The sequence below is a fragment of the Actinoplanes lobatus genome, from assembly GCF_014205215.1.
In the GTDB taxonomy this organism is placed as follows: Bacteria; Actinomycetota; Actinomycetes; order Mycobacteriales; family Micromonosporaceae; genus Actinoplanes; species Actinoplanes lobatus.
Genome location: NZ_JACHNC010000001.1, coordinates 5676419 through 5699953, shown reverse-complemented (window position 1 = coordinate 5699953; position 23535 = coordinate 5676419). Strand labels below are relative to the sequence as shown.

The 23535-nt window shown below is 70.9% G+C and carries 21 protein-coding genes and 9 tRNA genes; 13 read left to right on the top strand and 17 right to left on the bottom strand.

The annotated features are described in order from the left end of the window. Positions 1 to 74: 74 nt before the first annotated feature. The 3 genes from BJ964_RS26140 (at position 75) to BJ964_RS26130 (ending at position 2040) form a co-directional block, all read left to right on the top strand. Positions 75 to 344 (top strand): DUF2277 domain-containing protein, encoded by a 270-nt coding sequence (locus tag BJ964_RS26140; RefSeq protein WP_188123137.1) that lies wholly within the window; start codon positions 75 to 77, stop codon positions 342 to 344. Between the two features lie 135 nt (positions 345 to 479). Further along, positions 480 to 1457: an AraC family transcriptional regulator gene (locus tag BJ964_RS47405; protein WP_203832839.1), complete on the top strand. Its 978-nt coding sequence runs from the start codon at positions 480 to 482 to the stop codon at positions 1455 to 1457. Between the two features lie 106 nt (positions 1458 to 1563). After that, on the top strand, positions 1564 to 2040 hold the full coding sequence (locus tag BJ964_RS26130; RefSeq protein WP_188123136.1) for a GNAT family N-acetyltransferase: 477 nt from the start codon (positions 1564 to 1566) through the stop codon (positions 2038 to 2040). Here the strand turns inward: BJ964_RS26130 and BJ964_RS26125 are convergent. After that, positions 2030 to 3235 carry a cysteine desulfurase-like protein gene (locus BJ964_RS26125; protein WP_188123135.1) on the bottom strand — a complete coding sequence of 402 codons (1206 nt, stop codon included), beginning with the start codon at positions 3233 to 3235 and terminating at the stop codon, positions 2030 to 2032. The genes BJ964_RS26130 and BJ964_RS26125 overlap by 11 nt on opposite strands. 10 nt (positions 3236 to 3245) lie before the next feature. Beyond that, positions 3246 to 3674: an Lrp/AsnC family transcriptional regulator gene (locus BJ964_RS26120; RefSeq protein ID WP_188123134.1), complete on the bottom strand. Its 429-nt coding sequence runs from the start codon at positions 3672 to 3674 to the stop codon at positions 3246 to 3248. A gap of 139 nt (positions 3675 to 3813) precedes the next feature. On the opposite strand from BJ964_RS26120, the gene BJ964_RS26115 reads away from it, so the two are divergent. Genes BJ964_RS26115 through BJ964_RS26105 form a run of 3 tightly spaced genes read left to right on the top strand, consistent with a single transcriptional unit; the run spans position 3814 to position 7141 of the window. Next, positions 3814 to 4902, top strand: coding sequence for a thiamine pyrophosphate-dependent dehydrogenase E1 component subunit alpha (locus tag BJ964_RS26115; protein WP_188123133.1), 1089 nt, complete (start codon positions 3814 to 3816; stop codon positions 4900 to 4902). Beyond that, positions 4902 to 5888 (top strand): alpha-ketoacid dehydrogenase subunit beta, encoded by a 987-nt coding sequence (locus BJ964_RS26110; protein WP_188123132.1) that lies wholly within the window; start codon positions 4902 to 4904, stop codon positions 5886 to 5888. Before BJ964_RS26115 ends, BJ964_RS26110 begins: the two co-directional genes overlap by 1 nt. Continuing rightward, positions 5885 to 7141 carry a dihydrolipoamide acetyltransferase family protein gene (locus BJ964_RS26105; protein ID WP_188123131.1) on the top strand — a complete coding sequence of 419 codons (1257 nt, stop codon included), beginning with the start codon at positions 5885 to 5887 and terminating at the stop codon, positions 7139 to 7141. The genes BJ964_RS26110 and BJ964_RS26105 overlap by 4 nt, the downstream gene beginning before the upstream one ends. Positions 7142 to 7190: 49 nt before the next feature. On the opposite strand, the gene BJ964_RS26100 is transcribed toward BJ964_RS26105, so the two are convergent. After that, positions 7191 to 8543 carry a YncE family protein gene (locus BJ964_RS26100; protein ID WP_188123130.1) on the bottom strand — a complete coding sequence of 451 codons (1353 nt, stop codon included), beginning with the start codon at positions 8541 to 8543 and terminating at the stop codon, positions 7191 to 7193. A 258-nt stretch (positions 8544 to 8801) separates the two neighbouring features. On the opposite strand from BJ964_RS26100, the gene BJ964_RS26095 reads away from it, so the two are divergent. After that, on the top strand, positions 8802 to 10874 hold the full coding sequence (locus BJ964_RS26095) for a galactose oxidase-like domain-containing protein (protein ID WP_188123129.1): 2073 nt from the start codon (positions 8802 to 8804) through the stop codon (positions 10872 to 10874). A gap of 42 nt (positions 10875 to 10916) precedes the next feature. Beyond that, positions 10917 to 12866 carry a tetratricopeptide repeat protein gene (locus BJ964_RS26090; protein WP_188123128.1) on the top strand — a complete coding sequence of 650 codons (1950 nt, stop codon included), beginning with the start codon at positions 10917 to 10919 and terminating at the stop codon, positions 12864 to 12866. On the opposite strand, the gene BJ964_RS26085 is transcribed toward BJ964_RS26090, so the two are convergent. Then, positions 12856 to 13443, bottom strand: a complete 588-nt coding sequence (locus tag BJ964_RS26085; protein ID WP_188123127.1) for a dihydrofolate reductase family protein — start codon at positions 13441 to 13443, stop codon at positions 12856 to 12858. The two genes, BJ964_RS26090 and BJ964_RS26085, sit on opposite strands and share 11 nt — an antisense overlap. A gap of 164 nt (positions 13444 to 13607) precedes the next feature. On the opposite strand from BJ964_RS26085, the gene BJ964_RS26080 reads away from it, so the two are divergent. Continuing rightward, the gene (locus BJ964_RS26080) at positions 13608 to 14795 is read left to right on the top strand and encodes an MFS transporter (protein WP_203832837.1); all 1188 of its coding nucleotides are present in this window, start codon (positions 13608 to 13610) and stop codon (positions 14793 to 14795) included. A gap of 1041 nt (positions 14796 to 15836) precedes the next feature. Here the strand turns inward: BJ964_RS26080 and BJ964_RS26075 are convergent. From BJ964_RS26075 to BJ964_RS26020, 12 genes are all read right to left on the bottom strand, one after another. After that, positions 15837 to 15910, bottom strand: a tRNA-Asn gene (locus BJ964_RS26075). Positions 15911 to 15915: 5 nt separating this feature from the next. After that, a tRNA-Glu gene (locus tag BJ964_RS26070) sits at positions 15916 to 15989 on the bottom strand. A 78-nt stretch (positions 15990 to 16067) separates the two neighbouring features. Then, positions 16068 to 16141 (bottom strand) — tRNA-Ile (locus BJ964_RS26065). Between the two features lie 4 nt (positions 16142 to 16145). Continuing rightward, positions 16146 to 16220, bottom strand: a tRNA-Asp gene (locus BJ964_RS26060). A gap of 16 nt (positions 16221 to 16236) precedes the next feature. Continuing rightward, positions 16237 to 16309: transfer RNA gene (locus tag BJ964_RS26055), tRNA-Thr, on the bottom strand. A gap of 11 nt (positions 16310 to 16320) precedes the next feature. Then, positions 16321 to 16393: transfer RNA gene (locus tag BJ964_RS26050), tRNA-Gln, on the bottom strand. A 30-nt stretch (positions 16394 to 16423) separates the two neighbouring features. Then, positions 16424 to 16498, bottom strand: a tRNA-Glu gene (locus BJ964_RS26045). A gap of 10 nt (positions 16499 to 16508) precedes the next feature. Beyond that, positions 16509 to 16581: transfer RNA gene (locus BJ964_RS26040), tRNA-Phe, on the bottom strand. Positions 16582 to 16601: 20 nt separating this feature from the next. Beyond that, a tRNA-Trp gene (locus tag BJ964_RS26035) sits at positions 16602 to 16675 on the bottom strand. Positions 16676 to 16936: 261 nt separating this feature from the next. Next, complete coding sequence (locus BJ964_RS26030; protein ID WP_229807218.1) at positions 16937 to 17491, bottom strand: TetR/AcrR family transcriptional regulator; 555 nt, start codon at positions 17489 to 17491, stop codon at positions 16937 to 16939. Positions 17492 to 17691: 200 nt separating this feature from the next. Beyond that, positions 17692 to 18933 (bottom strand): MFS transporter, encoded by a 1242-nt coding sequence (locus tag BJ964_RS26025; protein ID WP_229807219.1) that lies wholly within the window; start codon positions 18931 to 18933, stop codon positions 17692 to 17694. A 218-nt stretch (positions 18934 to 19151) separates the two neighbouring features. Beyond that, complete coding sequence (locus tag BJ964_RS26020) at positions 19152 to 19781, bottom strand: TetR/AcrR family transcriptional regulator (RefSeq protein ID WP_188123125.1); 630 nt, start codon at positions 19779 to 19781, stop codon at positions 19152 to 19154. 81 nt (positions 19782 to 19862) lie between these two features. On the opposite strand from BJ964_RS26020, the gene BJ964_RS26015 reads away from it, so the two are divergent. After that, positions 19863 to 21050, top strand: a complete 1188-nt coding sequence (locus tag BJ964_RS26015; RefSeq protein WP_188123124.1) for an AI-2E family transporter — start codon at positions 19863 to 19865, stop codon at positions 21048 to 21050. Here the strand turns inward: BJ964_RS26015 and BJ964_RS26010 are convergent. Then, the gene (locus BJ964_RS26010) at positions 21040 to 21741 is read right to left on the bottom strand and encodes a phosphotransferase family protein (protein WP_188123123.1); all 702 of its coding nucleotides are present in this window, start codon (positions 21739 to 21741) and stop codon (positions 21040 to 21042) included. The genes BJ964_RS26015 and BJ964_RS26010 overlap by 11 nt on opposite strands. Before the next feature lie 106 nt (positions 21742 to 21847). On the opposite strand from BJ964_RS26010, the gene BJ964_RS26005 reads away from it, so the two are divergent. The 3 genes from BJ964_RS26005 (at position 21848) to BJ964_RS25995 (ending at position 23531) form a co-directional block, all read left to right on the top strand. After that, entirely contained in the window at positions 21848 to 22492 is a 645-nt protein-coding gene (locus BJ964_RS26005; protein WP_188123122.1) for a GTP cyclohydrolase II, read from the top strand. A gap of 79 nt (positions 22493 to 22571) precedes the next feature. Next, the gene (locus BJ964_RS26000) at positions 22572 to 23039 is read left to right on the top strand and encodes a cytidine/deoxycytidylate deaminase family protein (RefSeq protein ID WP_188123121.1); all 468 of its coding nucleotides are present in this window, start codon (positions 22572 to 22574) and stop codon (positions 23037 to 23039) included. 21 nt (positions 23040 to 23060) lie between these two features. Then, on the top strand, positions 23061 to 23531 hold the full coding sequence (locus BJ964_RS25995) for a MarR family winged helix-turn-helix transcriptional regulator (protein WP_229795038.1): 471 nt from the start codon (positions 23061 to 23063) through the stop codon (positions 23529 to 23531). The last annotated feature ends 4 nt before the right edge of the window (positions 23532 to 23535 follow it).

Sequence of the window (23535 nt, the reverse complement as noted above, 5' to 3'; positions counted from 1 at the left end):
CGGCTCGATGATCGAGAGGGCGAGTATGGCATAGATTCGGGTGCACGACTGTCCCACGACTTGGAGATCGCATCGTGTGCCGGAGCATCCATCAGCTGCACAATTTCGAGCCGCCCGCGACGCCGGACGAGATCCAGGCGGCCGCCCTCCAGTACGTCCGGAAGATCGCCGGAACGGCCCGGCCCTCGCAGGCCAACCAGGAGGCGTTCGACCAGGCCGTGGCGGCGGTCGCGGCGGCCACCGCGGAACTGCTGGCGAACCTGGTGACGAACGCGCCGCCGCGCAACCGGGAGGAGGAGGCGGCGAAGGCGCGCGCCCGGGCCGAGAAGCGCTACGCCTCCTGACCGTCCGTACCGTCGAGTACGCCCGTTCGGCTCACTAATGATCATTTCGGGCAAAGACGACAAAGACCCTGAATAGCCTTGTCAGTGGACGCATCCTGCACAGGTGGTGCGTGACCAGGGCAGACAGGGGGCGTCATGAACAAGGTATTGGCGACCGTGCCGATCCGGCGGGCGGAGTTCCGGACCACCGACGTCGCCGAGACCCATGAGATCCTCCGGCGTACGTATGTCGACCACCGTCCGCGCATGAGCGGTCCCACCGACGGCTTCCTGTTCCACTCGCGGACCGCGGCGGCCGGGGACCTCGCCCTCGACCGGCTGCGCTACCGCGGCGCGGTGGAGTCGGCCTCCGACCCGTTCGACTCGATCATCACGGTCGTCATCTGCGACGGCTGGTACCGGGTCGACACGGGCGGCGGAACCGTCCCGTTCGTGCCCGGGGATGCCTTCCTGGTACCGATCGGGACACCGTTCCAGGTCGCCTGGCAGGGCCTCGACCTGCAGAACGTCCGATTCCCCCTGGAGACGGCGGCCCGGGCGGCGGGCCGGCTCGGAGTGGACACGGTGGATTTTCGATTCGACGCGCCGGCACCGGTGTCGCCGCGGATGCGGCAGCACTGGATCGCCACGGTCAAGTACGTGACCGCGACCTTCACCGGCCCGGAGCCCGCCGTGGCGCATCCGCTGGTGCACGCGGCGCTCCTCGACCTGGTGGGCGCCACCGCGGTGGCGGTGTTCCCGAACACCACGATGACGACGGACTACACCCCCGGTCCGGGGCGGGTGCCGCCGGCCGCGGTCCGCCGGGCGATGGCGTACATCGACGCGCACGCCGGCGAACCGATCACCATCGAGGACATCGCCGGGGTCGCCAACCTCGGCGTACGGGGTCTCCAGGCCGCCTTCGCCCGGCACGGCGACACCACCCCGACCGGCTACCTGCGCCTGGCCCGCCTGCACGGCGCGCACCGCGACCTGCGCGACGGCGACCCGGCCCGCGGCGACACGGTCGGCGCGATCGCCCGCCGGTGGGGGTTCGCCGCGCAGGGCCGGTTCGCCGTCGAGTACCGCAAGCTGTTCGGCCGCTCCCCCAGCCACACGCTGCGCACCTGACCGGGCACGTCCCGGTGAGCGGTACGGCGGTGGGCCGTCCTCTGCGGAGGGTGCGCCGTTCGGCATGATCCGGGCGAGGTTTTCGCGCGGACGAAAGGACCACGACATGACCACGAATGCCGCTGCCCGCATCACGGTACGCCGGGCCACGGTGGAGGATCTGCCGGAGGCGGCGGTCCTGTTCGGCGGCTACCTCGAGTTCTACGGCAGGCCGGCCGACCCGGAGAAGGCGCTGGCGTTCCTGCGGGAGCGGCACGAGCGCGGCGAGTCGGTGCTGCTGCTGGCCCGCGACGAGAACGGCGAGCCGGCCGGGTTCACGCACATCTACCCGACCTTCTCCTCACTGTCGATGGCTCCGGTGTGGACGCTCAACGACCTGTTCGTGGCCCCCACCGCCCGGCGCACCGGCGCCGGCCGGGCACTGGTGCGGGCCTGCGTTGCCGAGGCTGAGAAGGCCGGGGCGATCGGTGTGCAGCTCCAGACCGCGCCGGACAACCACACCGCGCAGGCGCTCTACCGGGCCGAGGGCTTCGTGCCGGACGAGTTCGCCGCCTACTGGCTGTCGCTGCCCGTCAACGACTGAGCCAGGCGGTCAGCCCGTAGAGGAGCCGGTCCACCTCGCCGGCGGTGTTGTAGGCCGCCAGCCCCACCCGCAGCGCGGGCGCCGTCAGCTTCAGCGCGGCGAACGGCTCATGCGCGTAGAACGACCCGGCCGGCGCCAGCACGTCCCGGCCGGCGAGGAACACCTGCGCCTGCCGGGCGTCACGGCCATCGAAATTCATCAACAGCGTCGGCGTACGATCAATGGCCGTTGAATGAACCGTGACCTGGTCGCCGAGCCCGCGCAGGCCCGCCTCCACGCGCCCCCGCAGGGCCGTCTCGTGCTCGTGCACCGAGCGCAGCGAGTGTGCGAGCCGCTCCCGGCGACCGGCCGCCGTGCCCGGGTCGATGGCGGCCAGGAAGTCGACGGCGGCGGTGGCCCCGGCCAGCATCTCGTAGGGCAGGGTGCCGAACTCGAACCGCTCCGGCACGGTGTCCGGCGACGGCACCAGCTTGTCCGGCCGCAACGTCGCGAGCAGCGCCGGATCGGCGGCGAGCACCCCGCAGTGCGGGCCGAGGAACTTGTACGGCGAGCACACGAACAGGTCCGCCCCGAGCGCCGCCACGTCCACCAGGTGATGGGCCGCGTAGTGCACCCCGTCCACATGGACCAGTGCGCCCACCTCGTGGGCCGCGTCCGCGATCCGGCGCAGCGGCGGCACGGTGCCCAGCACGTTCGACGCGGCGGTCACCGCCACGAGCCGGGTCCGCGAGGACAGCGCCCGCTGGTAGGAATCGAGATCCAGCTCGGCGGTGCCCGGGTCGATCTCGATCCAGCGGACCGTCACCCCGGACCGCTCGGCCGCCTGGATCCACGGGCGCACGTTGCTGTCGTGATCCAGGCGGCTGACCACGATCTCGTCACCCGGCCGCCACGTCTTGGCCAGGTGCCGGGAGAAGTCGTAGATGAGCTGCGTGGCGCTGCGCCCGTACACCACCCCGTCGGCGGGGACACCGAGCAGGTCGGCGTAGGCGGCCCGGAACTCGGCGACCGCCCGCTCGGCGTTCAGCTCGGAGACGCTGACCGCACCCCGGTTGGACAGCGGCCCGGTCAGCGTGGCGGCGATCGCGCCGGCGACCGGCCGCGGCGTCTGGGTCCCGCCCGGCCCGTCGAAGAAGGCGAGACCACCCTCCAGCGACGGGAAATGGGCTCGCAGGGCGGTCACGTCGATGCTCATCAGCGGATCCTCACGGGGTGGACTCCTCGAAGAGCAGCAGCGTACGGGTACTGACGACACCGGGCATGCCCTGGATCTCGTCGAGCACCAGATGCCGCAGCTCGGTGTTGTCGGCGACCCGGACCAGCAGGATCACGTCGAAGTCGCCGCCGACCAGGCCGATGTGCACCACCCCGGGCAGCACCCGCAGGCGGGCCAGGATCTCCCGCCAGTTGGCCTGCCGCAGGTTGAGCGTCACGTAGGCGGCCGTGGTGAGCCCGGCCGCGACCGGGTCGACGTCGGCGTGGAAGCCGCGGATCACCCCGTCCTGCCGCAGCCGGGCCACCCGGGCGTACGCGTTCGCCCGGGAGATGTGCAGCGTCTCGGCGAGCGTCCGCATCGACATCCGGCCATCCTTCGCCAGCTCGGTGAGGATCCGCTGGTCGGTGTCGTCGAGCATCTGGCCACCTGTCTCGCCGGGCGGGTTCCGGATCGCCCGAGCCTGGACGTTCGGCTCCGGATAGCCCTCGAAGACGAAACATTATCTCGCGTTCGGCGCACCTGTGGTGATCGTTTGGCTTCCTGCACAGAATCCTCGCATGACACGTGACGCAGCTCTCCTGCTGCCGTCCACGGAGCCGGTGACGCTCATCGACCCGGACGGCAACCCCGTTCACGTCGGCCAGGACATGCCCGACCCACAGGCACTGGTCCACGCGTACGCCGCACTGATCTCCGCGCGGCGCTTCAACGACCAGGCGAACGCCCTGGTCCGGCAGGGCCGCCTGGCGGTCTACCCCTCGTCGCACGGGCAGGAGGCCTGCCAGGTCGCCTGCGTACAGGTCCTCGACCCGGGCGACTGGCTGTTTCCCACCTACCGCGACTCGGCTGCCATCGTGGCCCGCGGCGTCGACCCGGTGCAGGCGCTCACCCTGCTGCGCGGCGACTGGCACAGCGGCTACGACCCGCTGACCACCCGGGTCGCGCCACAGGCCACGCCGCTCGCAACCCATCTGCTGCACGCGGTCGGGGTGGCGCACGCGGCCCGGCTGCGCGGCGAGCCGACCGTCGTGATGGCGGTCTGCGGCGACGGCGCCACCAGTGAGGGCGACTTCCACGAGGCGCTCAACTTCGCCGCCGTCTTCCGTACCCCCGTGGTCTTCTTCATCCAGAACAACGAATACGCGATCTCCGTGCCACTGGCCCGGCAGACCGCGGCGCCCTCGCTCGCGCACAAGGGCATCGGGTACGGCGTGCCCGGCGCCCGCGTCGACGGCAACGACGTGGCCGCGCTGCTCAGCGTGCTCGGCGCGGCCGTGGACCGGGCCCGCGCCGGCGACGGCCCGCAGCTGGTGGAGGCGCACACCTACCGGGTGCAGCCGCACACGAACGCCGACGACCCGGGCCGCTACCGCTCCGCCGACGAGGTCACCCCCTGGCTGGCCCGCGACCCGATCACCCGGGCGGAGACCTATCTGCGGGGCCGCGGCCTTCTCGACGAAGAGAAGATCGCGGGGTACGGGGAAAGCGCCGAGAAACTGGCCGAACGCATGCGTGCCGGGCTCGGTGAGGACACCGTCGCCGACTACCGGGACCTGTTCGCCCACGTCTACGCCGAACCCACCCCGCAGCTGCTCGAACAGCGGGCCCTCGTCGCCGACGAGCTGTCCCGTGAGGAGGCCCGCTGATGGCCGCCGAGAAGCTCACCATGGCCAACGCGCTCAACCGGGCACTGCGCGACGCCATGCGCGCCGACGACACGGTGGTCATGTTCGGCGAGGACGTCGGCCCGCTCGGCGGCGTCTTCCGGATCACCGACGGGCTCACCGCCGAATTCGGTGAACAGCGCTGCTTCGACACCCCGCTCGCCGAGTCCGGGATCCTCGGCATGGCGATCGGGATGGCCATGAACGGGATGCGGCCAGTCGTCGAGATGCAGTTCGACGCGTTCGCCTACCCGGCGTTCGAGCAGCTCGTGAGCCACGCCGCGAAGATGCGCAACCGGACCCGGGGGCGGGTCGGGGTGCCGCTGGTCATCCGCGTGCCGTACGCCGGTGGCATCGGCGGCGTGGAGCACCACTGTGACTCCTCCGAGGCGTACTACGCGCACACGCCCGGCCTGCACGTGATCGCCCCCGCCGACCCGGCCGACGCGTACGGGCTGCTGCGCAGGGCCATCGAGTCCCCCGACCCGGTGATCTTCCTGGAGCCGAAGAAGCTGTACTTCTCCCGCTCCGAGGCCGACCTCACCCTTCCGGTGCCGCCGATCGGCAGGGCCGTGGTGCGCCGGCCCGGCACCGACGCCACCCTGATCGCGTACGGGCCGGCCGTGCCGGTCGCCCTCGAAGCCGCCGAGGCCGCCGCCCAGGAGGGCCGCAGCCTCCAGGTCGTCGACCTGCGCTCGATCGTGCCGTTCGACGACGAGACCGTGTGCGCGGCCGTCCGCTCCACCGGCCGGGCCGTCGTGGTCGCCGAGGCGGCCGGGTTCGCCAGTGTGTCGTCCGAGGTGGTGGCGCGGGTGACCGAACGCTGCTTCCACTCGCTGCACGCCCCGATCCGGCGGGTCACCGGCTTCGACATCCCCTATCCCCCGCCCAAACTGGAACACGTCCACCTGCCGTCGGTCGACCGCATCCTCGACACCGTCGACGACCTCCAGTGGGAGGACGCGTGAGCGCCCGGACCTTCCTGCTGCCCGACCTCGGCGAGGGCCTGACCGAGGCGGAGATCGTCCGCTGGCTGGTCGCCGAGGGCGACGTGATCACCGTGGACCAGCCGGTGGCCGAGGTGGAGACCGCGAAAGCGGTGGTCGAGGTGCCGTCCCCGCACGCCGGCCGGGTGACCACCCGGCACGCGGCCGAGGGCTCCACCCTCGACGTCGGCGCGCCCCTGATCACGGTGGCGGCGCCGGACGCGGCCGACACCTACCGGGAGGAGGAGCGCGCCGGCTCCGGCAACGTCCTCATCGGCTACGGAACCTCCCCGACCGCCGACTCCGGCCGGCGCCGCCGACCCCGGGGCCGGGACACCGCCGCCGTCGCCCCAGCACCGGCGAGCCGCCCGGTGCCGCCGAACCGCCCGGCGGCCGCGCCTCTGGTGCTGTCGCCGCTGGTCCGGCGTCTCGCCCGGGAGAACGGCGTCGACCTGTCCGGGTTGCACGGCACCGGGCCGGGTGGCGTGATCACCCGGCGGGACGTGGAATCAGCCACGCGGACGCCCGAACCGACGACATCGGCCGCCGGGGAGCGCCGGGTTCCACTGAGCGGGTTCCGCAAAGCGGTGTCGGCGGTCCTCACCCGCAGCCGCGCCGAGATCCCCGAGGCGACCGTGTGGGTGGACGTCGACGCCACGGCCCTCTGGGAACTGCGGGAGCGCACCCGCGACGACGCCGGATCGCCCGGGCTGATGGCCTACGTGGCGCGGTTCGTGGTGGCCGGGCTGCGGGAGTATCCGGTGTTCAACGCCCGGCTCGACACCGAACGCCAGGAGATCGTCGAGCTGCCCGGCGTCAACCTGGGCCTGGCCGTACAGACCGACCGCGGCCTGGTGGTCCCGGCCGTGATGGGCGCGCAGGCGATGACGACCACCCGGCTGGACGCGGCGATCCGGGACGTGACGGCCCGGGCCCGCCGTGGCGAGTCCACCCCGGCCGAGCTGACGGCGGGCACGTTCACGCTGAACAACTACGGTGCCTTCCGGGTCGACGGCAGCGCGGCGATCATCAACCATCCGCAGGTGGCCATGCTCGGCCTGGGCCGCGTCATCGATCGCCCCTGGGTGGTGGCGGGCGCTCTGGCCGTACGAAAGATCGCGCAGTTGTCCTTTGTCTTTGATCATCGGGTGTGTGACGGGGGCGCGGCCGCCGGTTTCCTGCGCTCGGTGGCCGACGCCATGGAGGACCCGCCGTCCGCACTGGCCCGTCTGTGACCCGGCGTCCCCGCTCAGGAGGGCGGGGACGCGGGCTCGGCGCTCCCGCTCAGGAGGGTGGGGGCGCGGGCCAGGGGGTGCCGGTCTCGGCGTCCCAGCGGCGGACGGTGACGCCATCGGCGGAGTAGAGCTGAGGACGGCCGTCAACAACCGCGGAGGTGACGTCGCGGACGTGGCGGCGGTGGCCGAACAGCGGTGGGCCGACCTCTTCGCCGGTCACCGCGTCGAAGCGGTGCAGCTGGCGCAGGCCGGTCACGGCCAGATAGGGCCGGTCGCCGACCCGGTAGACGCAGGAGGCAAAGGCGTAGCCGACGCTGTTCAGCGATCCGGCCGACTCGCCGGTCTCCGCGTCCACCCGCTCCACTTGCCCGTACTCCCGGCGCAGCACGAAGGTGCGGCCGTTCGCCTCGTAGCGGTCCGCAGTCAGGGGAAGCGGCGCCCGGGAAGGGACGCCGGACGGCTCGCCGGTCCGGGCGCCGAACCGTACGGTGACGCCGTCGCGGTACCGGATGTAGCACTCGCCGCCGAGGGTAGCGGTGTCCCGGACCTTCCACGCCGACGGGCGCAGCGGCAGGCCGGGCCGGCGCAGGAAGATCTCGCGCCAGGTGGTGCCGTCGAGGCGCCACAGTCGCGGGTTGCGGTCGCCAAGGTCGACGGTGAGCACACCCGGCCCGTCGCCGTCCACGAACGGGCGCACCGACATGCGGTCGTACCACACGAGGTCGTCGACGGTCAGGTGCGGGCGGTCCGCCGCCCGCGCCGGAAACCGGAAGTCGTGGACCGGGGTGCCGTCGTGCGTGCTGCGAAAGGTCAGGCCGGTGCGCTCATGGGTGACGAGCAGGTCGCCAAGGATCGTGAGCCGGTCGGTGGCACTGTCCACGAGCGGCCGGGCGACACCGCGCCAGCGGTGTTCGTAGGCGCCGCCCATCAGGTGCCCGGTGTCGATACCGGCCAGCAGGGCGGGAACCCCGTAGATCCCCGCGCAGCCGAGCCGGTGCGCCTCCTCCAGCAGCGGACGGATCACCTCCACCTCGGCGCGCAGGGCATCGACGTACGCGTCGAGCTCGTCGCCGGTCATGGTCGGCCGGTCGAGCGCCTGGTCGATCATCGACTCGACCACCTCCAGCGCGGCGGTGCTGCCGATGCCGGACGGGTCGGCCGCGATCCCGGCCAGGAATCGCATCGCGTACAGGGCCTCGGGCCGGAACCCGATGGGCTGGTTGTACGACTCCGCGTACCAGTAGTCGTTGTCGTGGTCCTCCAGGGCCTCGTAGACGCGGTCGCCGTTGGCGCCTTCCTCGGCCAGTTCCCGGAGGGCCGCCACCACCTCGGCCCCGCCCTCCGGTCCGAAGAGTTCCCGCCACGGCACGTCGTCGAGGCCGTCGTCCCATCTCATTCCCATCGGCCCCTCCCGCTCCGGACGTCGCGAGACAGGGTACGGCGTCCAGGATCAGACGATGGAGAGACGGTAACGAATATTGAAGGACGCCTTAGTCGGCGTTATGGTGACCGAACTGGACGGCGCGAATTAAATGATCACGGGGGGAATTGCCGTTCCCATGGAAACACCACGGCACCGGCATGATCTGAATGGACCGGTGGCCGACCGATAACGATTCCCGGCGCGCTGTCGAGAAGACCTGCCGAAAGGACAGTTCTCATGGACCCGCGCCGCGTCGTCACCGTCTTCTGTCTTTTAGCCGCGACATTCGCCGTCGGTCTGGAATCCCCATCCGCGTCCGGCGCGACCGCGCACGATCACCGGGCGCACGAGCACGCCGAGGACGACCAGCAACACCGGGAGCAGGACCTGGTCGGCACCCCGATGCGGGTCATCGAGCAGCGGACCGCGGAGAACGCCGATCGCATCCACCGCGAGACCGGCCGCCGGCCGGGCACCGCGCAGAGCCGGGCGGCCGTCGCCGACCCCGGGACCGCCGGTTCGTGGAGCCCGGTCGTGAACACGCCCGTGGTGCCGGTCTTCACCGCGGTGCTGCCCAACGGCAAGGTGCTGATCTGGGACTCGGTCGGCGACGACGCCACCGAGACCTATCCGGATCAGAGCTTCACCCGGGCCATGGTGTTCAACCCGGCCGACGACACGTTCCGCCGGGTCGACCTGGCGGGCAGCAACATCTTCTGCGCCGGGTTCGCGCACCTGGCCAACGGCAACATCCTGGTCGCCGGCGGGAACGCCAACCCGCAGCTCGCCGGGACGGTGCGCACCTACGTGTTCAACTGGCAGACCGAGACGTGGAGCCGTGGCAACGACATGGCCGCGGCCCGCTGGTATCCGTCGGTGGCCGAGACGGCGAACGGCGAGGAGGTCATCATCGGCGGCGGGCCGGCGACGGCCGAGGTCTATCAGACCGACGGCGCCATTCGGAAACTGGCCAATTTCACCAAGTACAGTGCGCGGGTCTATCCGTTCATGGGGTCGCGGCCGGACACTCAGCTCGCGTTCTTCGGACCCAACACGACCGGATACACGATCACCACATCCGGCGACGGGGTGATCACCGGAACCGCCACCCGGGATGCGATCAATCGTGATTACGGGAGCTTCTCCCCGTACGATATCGGTCTTTCTTTGGTCGTCGGTGGCGGCAATGTCACCGAGGACGGCGTGGCGAAGGTGCCCACCCGCACCGCGGTCGTGCTGAACGCCGACAACGGCACCAATCCGACGGTCACCGCGACCGGTGCGATGACCGCCGGGCGGCGTCAGCTCAACGCCACCGTCCTGGCCGACGGTTCGGTGCTGGCGACCGGCGGCATGACCAGCGCCGCCGTCAACGGCCTGGTCGACCTGGACCACGCCGTGACGACGGCCGAACGCTGGGATCCGGCGACCGGACAGTGGACGGTGCTGGCCGGTGCGAGCCGGATCCGCCAGTACCATTCGACGGCGGCGCTGCTGCCCGACGGTCGGGTGCTGACCGGCGGCGGCGGGATCTGCGCGGTCTGCATGACGGTGGGCTATCTGGAGAAGAACGTCGAGTACTTCACCCCGCCGTACCTCTACAAGAAGGACGGCAGCGGCGACCTCGCCGACCGGCCGGTGATCAGCGCCGCGCCGGCCGGTGTCAGCGTGAACGGCGTCTTCACCGTCACCAGCCCGCAGGCGGCCGGCATCAGCAAGGTCGCCCTGGTCGGCCTGGCCGACGTCACCCACGGCGTCGACCAGGGCCAGCGTTACGTGCCGCTGAAATTCACCACCTCCGGTACGACGCTGACCGTCACCGGCCCACCGACCGGCGGCGTCGCCCCGCCCGGCTACTACATGCTCTTCGTCGTCGACGCCGACGGCGTCCCGTCGGTCGCGAAGATCGTCCAGGTGGCGAAGGGCCCGAACCCGCTGATGAGCCCGTTCCGCAACAGCACCGGCCGCTGCCTGGACGTGCCCGGCTCGGCGATCGCGGCCCGCACCTACCTCCAGGCGTACACCTGCAACAACACCAAGGCGCAGGCCCTGACCAGGATCAGCGACTGGACGTGGCGGATGCTCGGCAACTGCCTGGACGTGCCGAACAGCAACTTCGCGTCCGGCCAGCGGATCTGGATGTTCACCTGCAACAACACGAACGCCCAGAAGTGGCGGTCCAACACCGACGGCACGATCCGCCCGCTCAGCAACACGAACCTGTGCCTGGCCGCCGCCTCCACCGCCAACAACGCCCAGATCAACATCACCACCTGTACGGGCGCCGCCCTGCAAAAGTGGACCTGGTAGCGGACATTGACACACGCCGCTGCGGGGATCCAGGTTGGATGGATGCCGGATCCCAAGCGTCAGCAGCAACTCCGGAACCAGCTGCGTGCGATCATGAACGGTCAGGCCTCCGCGTCACCGGACGAGATCATCGATCTGATGACCGGCCTGGCCGTCACCGTACCGGCCGATGACCCTCTTCTTCCCCTCCTGCTGACCAACCTCGGCGGCAGGCTCCGGATCCGCTATCAGGAATCGGGCGACCGAGCCGATCTGGATCGGGCCTGCGCAGAGACACGGGCAGCGGTGGACATGATCGCCGATGACCATCCCGACCGGGCCGCCTGCCTCACCAACCTCGCGACGGCTGTGTTGTTGCGCGCCGAGGTCACGGGCACCGAAGCAGACCTGGACGAAGCCATCGATGCGGCCAGGAGGGCGGTCCGCGCCACGAACACGAACGATGTCGTACGGACAACGCTTCTGACCCATCTCTCCAGCATGCTGCGGGAACGCTATCGGTTCACCGGCACCCTGGCCGACCTCGACGAATCCGTCGCGGCGGCCAGGAGGGCGGTGGACGCCACACCCGAACCGGATCCCCGTCGAGCGGCGTTCCTGATCAATCTCTCCAGCGCCTTACGGGCGCGGCACCGGCGCACCGGCGCCGCCGCCGACCTCGACGAGGCCGTCGCATGCGCCAGGGAGGCGGTGACAAGCTCGGACGGTCGTCCGGACCACCCTCGAAGCCTGAACACTCTCGGACTCACCCTGATCGACCGGTTTGAGCGAAAAGGCGCCGACGCCGATCTGGAGGAGGCCGTGAAAGCCATCCGGATGGCGTCGGCGACGGCACCCGCTGACGATCCCGATCGGGACGTTCACCTGGCAGCCCTCTCCCAGGTGATGGCGGTGCGGTTCGCACGCACAGGGTCCGACGCCGATCTCGCCGCGGCTGTCGAGGCCGCTCGCCGACAGCTCGAGGTCGGGCCCGACGGTCACCCCGATCAGGCCGCCGCCCTCGCCCGCCTCGCCGGCCTGCTTCGTAAACGGTTCCTGCGAACCGGCGACGGCACCGACCTGGAGAACGCCTTGAACGCCGCCGAGGGCGCGCTCGCGGCCACACCCGATCGGAACATCGATCGAACTGGATACCTCGACCTTCTCGGCGCCGTGTTGCACGCCCGATTCGGGCGCACGCGGGACGGAGCCGATCTGGATCGGGCCGTGGACGCGATTCGCGAGGCGGCACGGATGACGCCCGTCGGCCATCCGGAGGCGGCCGGCCGCCTCTCCGGTCTCGGATTGGTGCTCCTGGAGCGGTGTGCCGGCGACGATCTGCACGAGGCCGTCGGCGTCGGCCGGCAGGCGGTGGCCCTGAGCCCGACCGGTCACCCGGATCGGCCCGTGTACCAGTCCAACCTCAGCCGGGCACTGCGCACCCGGTACACCCGTTTCCAATTCGCCGGGGATCTGGACGAGGCCGTCCAGCTGAGCCGCGAGGCATTGCAGGCCACACCCGCCGGCCACACCGACGGTTTCTCCTTCGGATGTGTTCTCGCGGAGGCACTGTTCGAGCGGTCCGGATCGAACGGCGATCTGGTCGAGGCACTGAAGTACTGGTCGTGGGTGTACACCTCGGGGGCCGCGCCGACCTCGACCCGGTTCCGGGCGGCACGGAGCTGTGCGAACGTGCTGGCGACACACCGGAGATTCGAGGCGGCGCTCGAGCCGTACCGGGTGGCGCTCGAACTTCTCCCGCTGCTCGCGTGGCACGGCATCGAGCAGCGGGACCAGTTGCACATGCTGCGGACCTTCGGCGCGGAGCTGGGCCGGGACGGCGCGGCCTGCGCGATCGCCGTGGAAGATCCCGGCACGGCGTTGGCACATCTCGAACAGGGGCGCGGCGTCGCCTGGACGCACCTGCTCAACGCCCACACCGACCTGACCGAACTGCGGAAGGTGGCGCCCGAACTGGCCGCAGGGCTGGAACGATGCCGGATCAGGCGGTGATCGGGTCGCCGAGGGTGTAGCGGAGCAGGACGGCGCCGCGGTCGGACGTGATCGGCGGCTCGGCCAGGGTCAGCGAGGTGGGGACCGCGCCGCCGTCGAAGACCTTCTTGCCGACGCCCAGCACGAGCGGGTAGACCCACAGGTTGAGGCGGTCGAAGAGGCGCTCGCGCAGCAGGGTCTGCACCAGGTTGAGGCTGCCGATCACGTGCACCTCGTCGTGCTTGTCGCGCAGCTCGCGGACGGCGGCGGGCAGGTCCGGTCCGAGCTGCGAGGTGCCGGCCCAGTCGAGGGTGGGGCTGCCGTGCGAGGCGACGTACTTCGGGATGCTGTTGAACCGCTCGGCGATGACATCGTCCTGGTGCGGCCAGTACCCGGCGAAGATGTCGTAGGTGCGGCGGCCCAGCAGCAGGGCGTCCGTGGCCAGGATTCCGGCGATCACGTGCTCGCCGACGGTCTGGTCGGGTTGCGAGAACTGCCATCCCCCGTACGGAAAGCCGTCGGGGTCCTCGTCGCGCCCACCCGGCGCCTGGCCGACCAGATCGAGGGTCGTGAAGAGGTCGATGTGGATCGTGCCCATGGTCTTCTCCCTGCGTTTCGGGGTCGTCGTCATAGAAGACCGCACTCCGGCCCGGAATTCATCGCCGCAAGTTGTCAATTATTTATTGACAAAATCGCCATTGACCCCGCCAAACCGGACACCTAGCGTTGAGCCCCAACGACTCAACCCAGGAGGATCGTCAGGTGAAGTGGAGCCGGAACGCGACGGCATATCTCGGATCGGTTCTCGTCTCCAGCTTCGGCAGCAACGCGATGATGCTGGCCGCCGGCATCTGGGTCATGGCGCTCACCGGGGACAGCAGCCTGGCGGCCTGGGTCGGCTTCCTGGTCTGGGCGCCCACCCTGGCCGGGCCGGTGATCGGGGCCGTCGTGGACCGCGCGCCCCGCCGCCAGCGGGTGATGATCGGCGCCAACACGGTGATGGGCCTGCTGCTCCTGCTCCTGCTGCTGGTCGAGACCGACACACAGGTGTGGCTGATCTTCGCGGTCATGCTCTGCTACGGCATCAGCTTCGTGATCCTCGACGCCGCCGAGAACGCGGTCCTGCCCGCCGCGGTCCCGGCGGATCAGCTCGGCGACCTCAACGGGCTGCGGATGTCAGCCTCCGAGGGTGTGAAACTGGCCGCCCCGCTGCTCGGCGCGGGCCTGTTCACCTGGCTGGGCGGCGCCGGCGTCGCCGTACTGGACGCGGCCACGTTCTTCGTGGCGGCCGCGTTGTGCCTGCTCATCCGCCCCGGGCGGATCGAACCCACGCCGGCCGCGGAACCCTGGCGGCAGCGAATCGCCGAGGGCGCCCGTCAACTGTGGCGGCATCCGGTCCTGCGGCGGATCATCCTGTCGACGTCGTCGCTCATGTTCCTGGTCGGGATGGCCGGCACCACGGTCTTCGCCGTGGTCGACGAGGGCCTGCACCGGACGCCGGCCTTCGCCGGTGTGCTGATGACGGTGCAGGGCGCCGGATCGGTGGCCGCCGGCCTGCTGGCCGGACCGTTGCAGCGCCGGATGCGGCCACACGTGTTCGCCGGGACGGGCATCGCCCTCTTCGCGGCCGGTGCGGCGTTACGCTGCCTGCCGTCACTCACCCCGGTACTCGTCGCCGCACTGCTCGCGGGCCTGGCGGCGCCGTGGGTGCTGATCACCGGCGCGACCGTCCTCCAGCGGGAGATCCCGGCGGCCTACCTCGGGCGTGTCTCGGGCACCGTCACGCTGCTCAGCTTCGCGCCGGGCGCGATCGGCCAGGCGACCGGCGCAAGCCTGCTGGCGGTCGCCGACTACCGGCTGCTACTCGGCGGCGCGGCCGTCGCCGGCCTGGCGACGGCGGTGCTGTGCCTGCGGCCGGTGCGGGCGGAAGCCCCGGCCCCGGTCCGGTGAGTCCCACTGTTCAAAACCGGCCATTGTGGTCAAGGTCCGCGTTTCGCTTCCGCTTCCATTTCTCGTACGCGTGTCGCCGCCCCGTTTCTATTCGTCCCGTTCCGCCCGCCCGGCCCCTCTCGCTGCCCACTCCAGTCTGTGCCGCCCCCGCCGGGCGTAGACCGGTTGGCCACTCCCGCATATTTCTGCCGCTCCCTCTGAGCGGGTGGTCACGGTTTGCTTCCCAGGCACCGGGGCTGCCCGCTCCCAGCCGTCACGCCGCTCCCTCCGAGCGGGTGGTCGCGCTTTGCTTCCCAGGCACCGGGGCTGCCTACTTTCGGCCGTCACGCCGCTCCCTCTGGGCGGGTGGTCGCGCTTACCCGAGGGTGGGCGCGCACGGCGGCGGTGTCGTGGTCGCCTACGTGCCCTATCGCGGCGATGGCCGCCCACGTGGCGGCTTTCGTGTGCGCTCACCTCCGAAAGCCCGACCGGCCGGCACTCCGCGTAAGCGAGGGACCCCGTTCACCGGCCTTTGTGGAAGATAGAGGTAGCCAGAGAACCTGTTTCTCGGTTGTGGGTGGCCACGATGTCGAGTCGCGCATTCGGATGGCCGCGGCATCACCACGACCCACCGGCGATCTTGGGCGATAGTGGCCGTCGGGCCGATCTTGATTCCTGGTCGCTGCCCGGCAGCCAACCATCGCCCATGATCCATTTTTGCTGGAAGACCTTGGGTTACCAGATACATCCAGGAGTCTTCTCCTTGGGTGTCTGCGGTTCTACGTCAAGCGCCCGGTCGGGCGAACCGCCAAATGGGGGCGCCGTCCGCCGCGCTAGGCGGAAATGGGGCTTTCGCCGGAAACAGGCGCCCGTTTCGCCCGCTTTGCACGCCGCTGTTGTGCGATCTTGAACGATTTACCACCCGAGGCGGCGGTAAATCGTTCAAGATCGCTCCGAGTGACGCGTCCTGCTGTCGAGGGATTGCGGATTCGGCCGTGGGCGACCAAGAAGAAGACTCCCAGATAGCCACAAGAAGAAAGATCTGCCGGGTCTTGCCTTACGCTCCCTCGGTCAGATTCGAACTGACACCGGTACGCATTAACAGTGCGCTGCCCTGCCGGTTGGGCGACGAGGGATGGAGTGGAGCCGACGGGATTCGAACCCGCACCTTCCGACTTGAAAGGACGGTGACCTGACCGTTTAGTCGACGGCTCCACGTGTCCGGCGCCGGCGTCGAACCGGCGGCCTCCGTCGTGTCAGGACGGTGCCCAGACATCGAGCTGGCCGGACGTGTGCTGGTGGGCGGAATCGAACCGCCGGCCTTCGAGTTATCGGCTCGATGCTCTGACCGACTGAGCTACACCAGCCTCGCACCGACGACGGGATTCGAACCCGCGATCTTCACCTTGACGGGGTGACGGGGACTCCGGACTCCCCTGCGTCGGCATGTGTTCTCCTTTCGAGCCGAAGGGCGGACTCGAACCGCCTGCCTGCCGCTTACGAGGCGGCCGCTCTACCCGGTGAGCTACAACGGCGTGCTGTTGCGCTCCGAGACGAGGATTCGAACCTCGAACCTCCCGGTCCAGAGCCGGGCGTGCTGCCTGTTGCACCATCTCGGAAAGTGACCGGCCATATGGCCGGCCGTGTCGTGGACCAGGCGGGATTCGAACCCGCGACCTCCGGATTGAGAGACCGGTGAGCACTCCTGGCTGCTCCGCTGGTCCTTGCCGTGCGCACCCACCCGCGGAATCGAACCGCGCACCCCCCGGGCTTCAACCGGATGCTCCGCCGTCTGAGCTTGATGGGCTTGTGAAAAAACGCGAATAGCAGGGGTGACAGGATTCGAACCTGCAACCTTCGGATTTGGAGGCCGCTGCGCTACCGAATTGCGCCACACCCCTATGTGGAAAACAGTGAAGCCGCCTTCCCCGGGTCCGGGAGGCGGCTTCGGCGCTGGGCGCTTCCGCGGGCGCTAGCAGCGCCTCCCGGGCTGGGATTCGAAGTTGTTCACCTGCTCATCGAAGGCTTCGATGACGACGGCGACCGAGATCGTATCGGTTTGCCAGCGGTTCATCGGAAGCTCCTCGAGTCTGTTGCGGTGTGTTGTGAGGACGACGATAGTCAGCGGTCGCCGTACCGCGCAATTCTATTTTCCGAAATGATCAGCGTGATTCGCGGAATGCCCCGTTGAGCAGCAGGTCGATGAGTTGCCGGCGGTCCGGTTTTTCGACGGGGCGGCCGGGCCCGGCGGTCCGGCCGAACAGCAGCCGCAGGTAGGCGTCGGCGAGCACGTCCGTGGGCAGTCGCAGCCGGTCACCGTCGGGTTCGAACAGTGCCACGACGGCCTCCCGGGTGGCGGCCTGCGCGTCGTCGCGCCGGGAGGGGCCGTCGGTGGGCGCGGGTGGCCGCCGGTTCGGGAGGCCGGAGGCGTGCAGTCCGCCGAGGACGGTGCCCATCCGGTCGAGGTAGGCGTCGAGGGCGTCGGCGGCTTCGAGGAGCCGGTCGGCCAGCGGGAGGGTGAGGTCGATGGCGCCGAGGTCCTCCAGCGCCACGGTGGGGTCGAGGACGGTGGCGATGCAGGCCTGGAGGACGGCGTCCTTGTCGGCGAAGACCCGGAAGACGGTGGCCTCGCCGATGCCGGCGGCCCGGGCGATCTGGGCGGTGGTGACGGCGGCGCCGTGCTGGGCGATCAGCGGCAGGGCCGTCTGAACGATCATGTCGCGACGTCGGTCGGGGCTCATTCCCGGCGCGCGGCGCCGGCTAGTGGGTGCGTCTGTCATGACAGCGACGGTACGGAGTGAGCACTCACTCCGTCAAGGGTCAACAGCGCGACGCCGGCGGAAGACGGCGGCCAGGAGGACGGGGGTCAACGACGCCAGGCATGCCGATGGACAGCGGCGGCCAGGCAGACGGGGGGTCAACGGCGCCAGGTCACCCGCAGTCCGGGGTGGACGACCGCGGCCAGGTAGACGGCGCCGCACGCCCACAGGGCCGTGGCCAGGCCCGCGGTCAGCATGGCGGCGCCGGCCAGACCGCCGAACGGGATCCCGGCCCACGCCCAGGCGACGATCAGGGTGCGGACCCGGCCGCGCATGTGGTCGGGGACCCGCTCGGCCTCGACCGCCTCGACGATCGGGCAGGCCGCGCCGCTGCCGAGCCCGGCCGCCGCGAAGACCAGCAGCACGACGGTGGGCGGCGCGTCGGCGGCCAGCACCACGTACCGGCTCACCCCGGCCACGATGATCGCCACCAGGAAGACGGTCCGGCGTGGAAAGCGGGCGCCGATCCAGGCGGCGATCGCGGCCGTGAACACCGCACACGCCCCGAAGACGCCGCTGAGCAGGCCGACGAACGCGACCCCGTGGCCGTGCCCGTGCGCCCACACCGGCAGCAGCACCGTGAGGAACGCCTGGTCCAGGAAGTTCGTGACGACGTACATCAGCACGATGGCCCGCAGCGAGCGATCGCGGTGCAGGAAGCCCGCGCCGTCGCGCAGCTGCCGCAGGTAGCCGTCCGGCCGGGCCGCACGGGATCGGCCCGCGACCCGCTGCCCGGTGGCGCCGATCAGGGCGGCGGCGGCGAAGAGCACGGCGACGGCCCAGAGGGTACGGGCACCGAACGCCGCCACGAGCACTCCGGACGCCAGTGGCCCGGCGCTGGTGGCGGCCCGCTCGATCACCGTCGCCATGCCGGTGCCGCGCTCGATCGGCTGGCCGGCGTCCTCGGTGGCCCCTGGCAGCAGGGTGTGCTTGGCGGCGACGGCCGGCCCGTCGGCCGCGCCCACGCAGGCCATGCAGAGCATCACCATGAGCAGCGGCGGCCCGGGCGTCGCCGCAAGCAGGATCATGGCGACCGCACTGATCGCGTCACCGGCGACGCTGATCCGCCGCGCGCCGAGCCGGTCGATCAATGGCCCGACGACGACCTGGACGATGACGTACGGCAGTGCCTGGCAGAGCGTCACGAGCCCGGCCTTGGCCGGGTCACCGGTGCTGGTCAGCAGCAGCCATGGGATGGCGATGAGCAGCATCCGGTTGGCCGACAGCGCGCAGGCCTGGGAGCCCAGGACGACCGCGAGTCCCCGCCAGGCGCGACCGGTGTCCGCGGGGGCCGGTGAGGGTTCCGGCGTGACCACGACGCGCACCGCTTGATCGGTCACGACCCGGCTCCCGCGATCCACTTATCCCCGTCGATGCACATCCGCTTGATATTAGTAGCGATGAGCACACTGTCAGTAGTGGACGGCGACATCGGTGGCCTCCTTCGCTTCCCCCTCGACCGATCGGAACCGATTCGTGGGGCGGCGCCGCGGCGGATGCCCCGATCGCCCGGCCGGTACATAGGGGACCGGCGGACAATCGACCGGATACGCCGGGATCAGTCGCCGAGGCCGCTGCCGTCCGTGGTGACGGCGCGGGCGACCCGCTCCAGGTGGGCGCGGACGGCCACCGTCAGGTCGAGGGTTCCGCCGCTGAGCACCCATTGCAGTTGCAGGCCGTCGCTGACCGCGATGCACTCCCGGGCGATGGCCGTGCAGTCGGTGTCCGCCCGGAACTCGCCACTGTCGACCGCTCGCCGCAGCCGGGCCGCGAGGCTGTCGACGGCGTCGTCGTAGCGCTCGGCGAACAGCCGGTGCGCCGGGCTGGAGGTGTCCGCGGCCTCCGCCGAGACCAGCACGAACAGTTCGATCAGCCCGGGTTCCTCGAGCTGCCGCCCGGTGATCTCGACGAGCCGGCGCAGCACCCCGGCCCCGGTGGCGCCGGGGTCGACCTCGTCGAGCCAGCGGGCCGCGGTGAGGATCCGGCGTTCGACGACGGCGAGCAGCAGATGCTTCTTGGACGGGAAGTGGTGCAGCAGCCCGCCCTCGGTGATGCCGACGTCGGCGGCGATCCGCGCCATCGCGGTCCGGTGGTAGCCGCCTTTGGCGAAATGCCGGACGGCCGCCTCGAGGATCGCCTCCCGCCGGGCGATCCCGACACGGTAGCTCCCTGGTGATCGCCGCGGCATGGCCGTCACCGTAGCGCAGCACCCTGCCCGGAACCCGGCTCGGTCCCGTTTGCCCTGGTGAGGCCCGGGTACACCGCGAGCATGGGGCAAACTGACACGGCGGTGGTCGCGCGCCGTACGCTCGTCGTCATCGGGATCGTGCTGGCCACCGCGGCGGTGCTGCTGCTGGCCTACCACACCCGCCAGGTCCTGACCTGGATCCTGATCGCGGCGTTGTTCGCGGTGGCGCTGCACCCGGCGGTCGGCTGGGTGACCCGGCGCGGTGCGTTCGGCCGGCGCTGGCTGGCCACCCTGCTGGTGTTCCTCGCGGCGTTCGCCCTGCTCGGCGGTCTGATCACGCTGTTCGTGGTGCCGCTGGCCCGGGAGGGCGCCCAGTTGATCACGAACTTCCCGCAGATCGCCGACGATCTGCGGGCGGGCCGCGGTCCGGTCGGCGGCCTGGTCGAGCGGTTCCATCTGATGGAGTACGCCGAGAACAACGCCGACCGGATCCGTGACTACGCCGCCGGCCTGGGCGCGCCGACCATCGCTCTCCTCGGTTCGGTGGCCACCGGGGTGGCCGGCGTCGTCACCATCTTCGTGCTCTCCTACCTCATGGTGCTGGAGGCGCCGAAGGTCGTTGACGGGTTCCTGGCCCTCTTCCCGGAGCGCCGGGCCGAGCACATCCGCCGGGTCGGGCACGACTGCGCCAGGACGGTCACCGGCTACCTCACCGGCAACCTGCTGATCAGTTTCGTCTGCGGCGCGCTCACCTTCGTCACCCTGCTGATCATGGATGTTCCGTACGCCGGCCTGATCGCCCTGTTCGTCGGCGTCGTCGACCTGATCCCGCTGGTCGGCGCCACCCTGGGGGCCGTCGTGGCGAGCCTCGCGGCGTTCACCCAGTCGACCACCGCCGGGATCGTCGTGCTGGTGTTCTTCGTGCTGTACCAGCAGTTGGAGAACCACCTGCTGCAGCCGGTCGTCTTCGCCCGGACGGTGCGGCTCAACCCGCTCACCGTGCTGGTGGCGATCCTCCTCGGGGTGGAGCTGGCCGGGATCCTCGGCGCGCTGCTGGCCATCCCGGTGGCCGGCATCGTGCAGATCCTGGCCCGGGACGTCTGGGACACCCACCACGGGCGGCCCAAACCGGAGCCGACGGTCGGTGAGGAGCGCGTGCCGGTGAGCGGCGACGAGGCGGAGCGGGCCCACACGGCGGGCGCGGACGCCGTACACGCCGCCTACACCCCGGCCGAGACGCCCGCGACCCGTACCGGAACTAGCGCATAGCCGCCGCGAACACGTCGCGGAAGCGCCGCACGAAGGCCTTCTCACGCCGGGTCCACGCCAGGCACTCGGCCGGCGACGGCCCGGCGGTCACCGCCGGCGCCTGCTCCCAGAACCGCTCGTTGCGTTCCAGCCGCTGCTCGACGGCGCCGGGCAGGTCGCGCCGCCGGGCCGCGGTCAGCCCGTAGGCGTCGGCCAGCACCCGGACCTGGCCGGCCTGGCGCGCCGCGTCCCCGCGCTCGGGCTTCGACGAGATGCACCACGACCAGGCCAGATAGCCGAGGTCCTCGAGCGGGTCGCCGGGCGCGGCGAAGTCGAAGTCGATGAACGCGACCGGCCGCCCGTCCCGGAAGACGGTGTTGTTCGGCCCCGGATCGTGATGGCAGACCACCCGCCCGTCGCCGGCCAGATCCCGGCTCGCGTCGTGCATCCGCCGCATCAGCGCCGCCGCCGCGGCCACCTGCCCGTCGTCGTGGGCGCGCCACTTGGCGGGCACCTCGCCCGGCAGGAACGTCAGGATGTCGCGGCCCAGATCATCGCGCCCCAGATGGCGCGGCGCGCCGTCGAAACCGGCCGCGGCCAGGTGCGCCAGCAGGGTGGCGGTGAACGCCGACGCGGGCGAGGCGGGACGCCGCACCGTGTCGCCGATCCGCACCACCCCGGCGGTCAGGCGGCCACCACGGAGGACCTCCACCGGAGTCACGGTACGCGGGTGACCGGAACCACAGGCGAAGTTATTGATCTTTCAACATCTGGCGCGGATGCTCGTATGTGAAACTTCAACAACTTCGGAGGCGGGCATGACGGTGACGACGACGACCGCGGCGCGGATTCGTACCCGGGTGACGGTGCCCCTGCGGTTCCCGGACGGCTACGCCACCACGGCCGAGGTGTTCACCTTCCACGGCCTGTCCGACGGCCGCGAGCACCTGGCGCTGGGCCTGGGCGACTGGCGCGCCGCGATCGCCGGCGGCGGGGCGCCCCTGGTCCGCCCGCACAGCGAGTGCCTGACCGGCGACGTCTTCGGCTCCGAACGCTGCGACTGCGGCCCACAGTTGCGCGAGGCCGCCGAGCGGATCAGCGAGGCCGGCGGCTTCCTGCTCTACCTGCGCCAGGAGGGCCGCGGCATCGGGCTGTACGCGAAGCTCGACGCCTACGCCCTCCAGGACACCGGCCTCGACACCTACCAGGCGAATCTGGCGCTGGGCCACGGCGAGGACGAGCGGGACTACACCCCGGCCGCGCAGATGCTGACCGCGCTGGGCGCCGGCCGGATCCGGCTGCTGAGCAACAATCCGGACAAGGCCGCTCAACTGGACGCCCTCGGTGTGGAGGTGGCCGACCTGATCCCGACCGGGGTGCACCTCTCCGAGGCCAACGCCCGCTACCTGTCGGCCAAGGTCGCGCACACCCACCACACCATCGACCTGCCGCTGGCCGGCTGATCCGGACCGGCCGGAATCGTCGATCCGGGCGGCGGCGCGCCGATGAGACGTCGCCACCCCTCGCCGAAGGGACCCCCGCATGGCCTTCACCTACGACGTCGACCGGCGCTGGCTGACCACCGCGATCGACCTCTCCCGGCTCTCTCCCCCGTCGCCGAGCCACTACGCGGTCGGCGCCGTCGTCGTCGACCGGCACGGCACGGCGCTGGCCACCGGCTACACCGGCGAGGTGCACCCGGCGTACCACGCCGAGGAGGCGGCTCTCGCCAAGCTGGCCGACCGCCGCGACCTCGATCTGGCCGGCGCCACCATGTACAGCTCGCTGGAGCCGTGCACGACCCGCCGGTCCCGGCCCACCTCGTGCACGCATCTGATCCTGACCGCCGGGATCGGCCGGGTCGTGCTGGCGTTGCGCGAGCCGTCGCTGTTCGCCGACTGCGAGGGTGTACGCATCCTGGAGGACGGCGGAGTGACCGTGGTCGAGCACCCGGGCCTGGGCGATCTGGTCCGGGACGTGAACGCCCACCTGCTCGCGCCGGTGCGCTAGGAGATCGAGGAGGATGAGCCGGTGACCGACGCCTCACCCGTACGGTGGCTGACCGGCGCCGAGCCGGAGGCCTGGATCAACCTGGCGCAGGTGCTGATGATGCTGCCCACCGCCCTGGACCAGCAGTTGCGCCAGGACGCCGGCATTCCGCACGCCTACTACCAGATTCTGGCCACGCTCAGCGCCGAGCCGGGCCGGGCCATGCGGATGACCCGGCTGGCCCGGCTGACCGGGACCACCACGACCCGGCTGTCGCACGCGGTCAGCAATCTCGAACAGCGCGGCTGGGTGCTGCGGCAGGCCTGCCCGAGCGACAAACGCGGCCAGATCGCGCAGCTCACCGAGGCCGGGATGGCGGCGCTGCGGGCGGCCGCGCCGGGCCACGTGGCCGAGGTGCGCCGCCTGGTCTTCGACCACCTGACCGCCGAGGACGTCGCCCGGCTGCGCGACATCACCGCCAAGCTGGTGCCGCCCCTCACAAATAGTAAATAAACTT